Source organism: Pseudomonas sp. REP124 (assembly GCF_020164475.1).
Classification (GTDB): Bacteria; Pseudomonadota; Gammaproteobacteria; order Pseudomonadales; family Pseudomonadaceae; genus Aquipseudomonas.
Map to the genome: position 1 here is coordinate 1 of NZ_JAIQWX010000262.1, position 3,898 is coordinate 3,898.

The 3,898-nt window shown below is 64.2% G+C and carries 2 protein-coding genes and 1 pseudogene; 2 read left to right on the forward strand and 1 reads right to left on the reverse strand.

Translation table 11 applies throughout. The features are described 5' to 3' along the window. Window positions 1–47: 47 nt before the first annotated feature. A complete protein-coding gene (locus K9857_RS29920) occupies window positions 48–2,960 on the reverse strand; it encodes an aminotransferase (protein WP_224542125.1) in 2,913 nt (970 codons plus the stop codon). A 168-nt stretch (window positions 2,961–3,128) separates the two neighbouring features. Here K9857_RS29920 and rfbC point away from each other — a divergent pair, with 168 nt between their 5' ends. Then, complete coding sequence (gene rfbC, locus K9857_RS29925; protein ID WP_224542127.1) at window positions 3,129–3,674, forward strand: dTDP-4-dehydrorhamnose 3,5-epimerase; 546 nt, start codon at window positions 3,129–3,131, stop codon at window positions 3,672–3,674. Window positions 3,675–3,687: 13 nt separating this feature from the next. Continuing rightward, window positions 3,688–3,898 (forward strand): annotated as a pseudogene (locus K9857_RS29930) (sensor histidine kinase); the annotation flags it as partial.

The window sequence follows — 3,898 nt, forward strand, 5'->3', positions numbered from 1 at the left end:
ACGGTATCTGTAGGAGCGAGGCTTGCCCGCGAAGGCAATTTCAAATTTTACAAATCTTCGGAAAGCACCTTGGAAAGCATATCCACAAAGAAATCCACGCTCTGGCGCGACGTGACCATCGGCGGCTTGATCTTGAGCACATTCAGGTAATCCCCGGTCGGCTGCATGAAAATCCCCAGATCACGCAGACGATTGCACAGCGCCGTGGTTTCCTCGGTCGCCGGTTCCAGGGTTTCGCGGTTGCGGATCAGCTCCACGCCCAGGTAGAAACCGGAACCATGCACCGCCCCCACCAGCGGATGAATATCGACCAATGCCTCCAGACGCTCCTTGAAGTAGCCGCCCACCACCTGGGCGTTCTCCCAGAGCTTTTCCCCTTCCATGACATCCAGCACCGCCATGCCGATCTCGCAACTGACCGGGCTGCCGCCGGCCGACGAGAAGAAATACCCCTCGGCTTCCAGCGCCTCGGCGATTTCCCGGCGGGTGATCACCGCGCCCAGCGGCTGGCCGTTACCCATGCCCTTGGCCATGGTGATGATGTCCGGCACCACGCCCTGCTCTTCGAAGCCCCAGAAGAAGTGGCCCATGCGTCCGTAACCGACCTGCACTTCGTCGGCGATGCACACGCCGCCCTGGGCGCGCACCTTGGCGTAGACCTCTTTGAGGTAGCCCGCGGGAAGCGAGATGCCGCCGGCATTGCCATACACCGGCTCGCAGATGAAACCGGCCAGCTGGCGTTTCTGCTCGGCGATCTTCGCCAGGTTGTGTTCGACGCTGCGCACGTAGTCCGGCGCGCTGTCCGGGCCGCGGAATTCGCCGCGATAGGTGTTCGGCGCCACCACCGGATGCACCCAGTCCGGGCGGCTGCTCAAGGCCTTGGGGTTGTCGGCGATCGACGTCGACACCGCGTCCGCGCCCACGGTCCAGCCGTGATAGGCCTCCAGCACGCTGACAATGTCGCGCCCGCCGCTGTAGGCCCAGGCCAGACGGATCGCCAGGTCGTTGGCCTCGCTGCCGCTGTTGACCAAGAACACGCGGTCCATGGAGTCCGGCGCCAGTTTCAGCAAGCGCTCGGAAAACTCCGCCACGGCGGCATAGTTGAAGCGCGAGTTGGTGTTGAGCAGCGACCATTGGCGGCTGGCGACGGCGGCCATGCGCGGATGACCGTGACCGAGCACCGCGACGTTGTTGAGCATGTCGAGGTAGGAACGACCCTGCATGTCGATCAGGTGATTGCGCCAGCCGCGTTCGATACGCGGCGGGTCGACGTAATAGTGTTTCTGCGTGCGGGCGAAGCTGGCGTCGCGACGGGCCAGCAAGGTCTGCGCATCGAGCTCTTCTTCCGCGTCACAGGCCAGCCCCAGCAGCGCCGCCGGAGACGGGCACAGCGCCTGCCAGGCCGCTGCGCGGGTCGGCGTGCAGAACAGCGGCGCGTTGAACGATGCGTCACGGCACAGCTGCACCACCAAAGGTCCGCTGACGGCGCCCAACACCTGGCCTTTGACCAGCGCGGCACCGGCATGCACCGAAGACGTCACGCCCCACAAACGCACGCTCAGCTGCGGGCCGTCCAGTTGCAGCACGCCCGCCGAAGGCTGGTGCACCACACCGGCAAACGGCGCTTCGACCGCCGTGCCCAGCGGTACACCCAACTCGACGTGCAACGGGAACGTCTCCGGTTCGATGGCGCTGTCCGGCCGGGTGCGGGACAGCCGGTATTGCCCATAACGACTGGCCGCCAGCCCGTGAAACTTCTCGGCGCCGTCGAGCAAACGCTGATCGATGCCCTCTTCTTCCCAATTGCCGGCCTCGAAGTGATAGCTCAGCACCCCCAGATCGATCAACGGAAACTCGCGCCCCACCAGGCTCGGCAGCAGCGGCGCGAAGCCTTCGGTGACGATGGCCGGCAGGTTCTGCCCGACGGCGGTGAGGATCGCCGCTTCCATCAGCGCCAGCGGCACCGAGGTCGCCACGCGGAAGATTTCCCACTCGTGGGTCAGGTTGTCGCGGCTGTAGGTGTTGCCCGGATCGATGCTGACCTGCTGCTCGCCACTGAGCACCAGCACCGCCGCCCGGGCGACGATCAGCGGCCACAGCGCCAGCAGTTCTTCATGGGTCAGCGGGTTGACCACGTGGTATGCCTGCACCGCCGGCAAAATGCAAAACGGATCGCCATCGCCGTGGTGCAGCAGGGCCGCGCAGGTCACGGACAGATCGGTGATGCGCCAGGTGCGCACCAGATCACCGAAATCGATCACGCCCTGCAATTGCCACTGACGCTCGGCGTCGCGCTGCCAGACCACGTTGTCGTCGGTGATGTCCATGTGAATGGCCTGCACCGGCAACTTGTCCACCAGCGGCTGCAGGTGACGTTCAGCCTGCGCCGCCGCTTCAGCGATCAATTTGCGCTGGGCGTCGTCCTGGATCACCGGCAGCAAATGCGCGATCAGCGCCTGGGCGTGGCGCGCGTCCCATTGCAGCGTGCGAATCAGGCCGGGATGGTCGAAGGCCGCCAGCGCCAGGTCCATCTCGCCGCACAGGCGACCGAAACCTGCGACCACGGTACGGTTGAAATGATCGAGGTGGGTCAGCGACTGGCCTTCAATGTAATCGAGCAAGCGTACATGCACCGCCTGGCCCGCGACCTCCAGCGACAGCAGATCCTCACCGTTTTTCGCCGCAATCACCCGCGGCACGTGCACGTCGGGGTGCTGCCCCAGATGCTTGAGGCCGGCGTGTTGAGCCTGCAACTCCACGGCCGAATAATCGCCGCGGCAGATTTTCAGGACGAAACGGCCCTGGTCACTGTCGACCCGGTAGTTCAGGTCCTGCTGGCTGCCCAGGGCCTGCAACTTGCCGCTCAACCCGTAATGTTCCTGCAACAGCTCAAGTGCCTGCTGCGCAGAAACCTGCGGGCTGGGCAAACTGGCGCGATGAATCAAGGTGGCGAGTGGCATGGAACGGACTCCAGGATGAGGGTGTTAAATTTATTAGGCGCCTATATCGCCACTGCTCGAGCCGATACGCAACCCCCCGTCCCTGACTTGCCCGCCCAGCGGTGACTCGCACCCGACGACGCTTTGCGCAAGAATGTCGCCCAGCAACGCTTACTGCCGGAGAGAACCATGAATGTCATTGCCACCGAGCTGCCCGGAATTCTGATCCTCGAACCCCGGGTGCTGGAGGACGAACGTGGTTTCTTTCTCGAAAGCTTCAATGCCGAAACCTTCGCCCACGCCACCGGTGTGCAGGCGACCTTCGTTCAGGACAACCATTCGCGCTCGAAGAAAGGCGTCCTGCGCGGCCTGCATTACCAGCTGGAAACGCCCCAGGGCAAACTGGTTCGCGTCATCAGCGGCCAAGTGCTGGACGTGACGGTGGACCTGCGCCGCAGCTCGCCGCATTTCGGCCAGTGGCTGGCGGTGCACCTGCGCGCCGAGGACCATCGCCAGCTGTGGATTCCCGAGGGTTTCGCCCACGGCTTCGTCGCCTTGAGCGAGGCAGCCGAGGTGCTCTACAAGACCACCGACTATTACGATCCACATGCCGAGCGCACTATTCGCTGGGACGATCCGGACCTGGCCATCGACTGGCAACTGGACGGCGCGCCGCTGCTCTCGGCCAAGGATCAATGCGCAGCACTGTTCAAGGATGCCGACGTCTTTGCCTAGCCAAAATGTACCCATGACAACGAACCGTCTGCGCAGACCCCGCTGGCGCAGCCTGGCCCTGCTCGCGCTGTGCCTGTCGCCGCTGCTGTGGCCGCTGGAGCATCTGGCCGAGCGTTACTACCGCAGCGAACTGGCCGGGCAGAATCGCCAGACCCTGGACCTCTACGTGGCCAACCTGCTGGGCACCCTGCACCGCTATGAAGTGCTGCCGCAGATTCTCGGCG